Below are 1,054 nucleotides of genomic sequence, written 5' to 3'. Positions count from 1 at the left end.
CCGCTGCACCGGCTGCGCGTCGCGGGCGAGCTCGGCGAGGTGCGCGCGGTGTCGCTCGCGCTCGGCGCCGACGAGGTCGTCCGGGTGGCCGCCGCGGCGGGCGTGACGCTCGACCGCGCGGCCGGCGAGCAGCTGCGCGCGCTGACCGACGGCTGGGCGGTCGCGGTGCGCATGATCCTCATGGGCGTCGCGACGGGCCCCGACGTGGCGCGCCGCCTGGGTGCGGTCCCGTCGAGCGCGGTCCCGGTCGCGGACTACGTCGTCGACGAGGTCCTGGCCGGGCTGCCCGCGCCGCTCGGGGCGTTCGTGCTGCTCGCGACCGTCGACGACGTGATCGACCCCGGGCTGGCCGAGGCGCTCGTGCCCGGCGGCGCCGCGCTGCTCGACGACTGCGTCGCGCGCGGCCTGTTCCTCACGCCGGCGACGACCCCGGACGCGACCGCGTACCGCTGGCACGGGCTGTTCGCCGCGCAGTGCCGCGTCCTGCTGTCCCGCCGCGACCCGGCCGCGCTGACCGCCGCGCACCGCACGGTCGCGCACCACCGCCGCGACACCGACTGGCCCGCCGCGGTCCGGCACGCGTGCGCCGCGGGCGACGGTGCGCTCGCGGTCGACGTCCTGCAGGCGCACTGGCCCGAGGTGCTCGTCGCGGGCGACACGACGCTGCTGCGTCGCCTGTGCGCCCTCGTGGTCGCGCAGGGGCGGCGCGACGCGTGGCTGCTGCTCGCGCAGGCCGCCGCCGACCTGCTCGACGGGCGCGGCGACCCGACGGTCTTCCCGCAGATCCAGCGCGTCGTCGCCGCGTGGGGGCCCGACGACGAGCTGCTCGCGCAGGTGCTCGCGAGCGCGCTCGGCTCGTCGGTCGGTCCGGACGGTGTCCCGAACGACGCGCACGACGCGCCCACCGTGGACCTCGACGCGGCGGGTGTCGCACCGCCGACCCGCGCGCTCGCGCTCTACCTGCTGGGCCGCACCGAGGCGCACGAGGGGCTCGCCCCGGCGACCGCCGCGGCGCACCTCGCGCACGGTGCGGCGGCGGCCGACGCGGCGGCCC

1 protein-coding gene is annotated in these 1,054 nt (G+C 79.6%); it reads left to right on the top strand.

What is annotated here, in order from left to right:
• A partial coding sequence (locus tag CTKZ_RS21870) for a winged helix-turn-helix domain-containing protein (RefSeq protein ID WP_200829877.1) occupies positions 1-1,054 on the top strand: 1,054 nt, incomplete at both ends.

The sequence above is a fragment of the Cellulomonas algicola genome (genome assembly GCF_003851725.1).
In the GTDB taxonomy this organism is placed as follows: domain Bacteria; phylum Actinomycetota; class Actinomycetes; order Actinomycetales; family Cellulomonadaceae; genus Cellulomonas; species Cellulomonas algicola.
The sequence above is the reverse complement of the archived record's forward strand: the minus strand, read 5'-3'. Positions and strand labels throughout refer to the sequence as shown.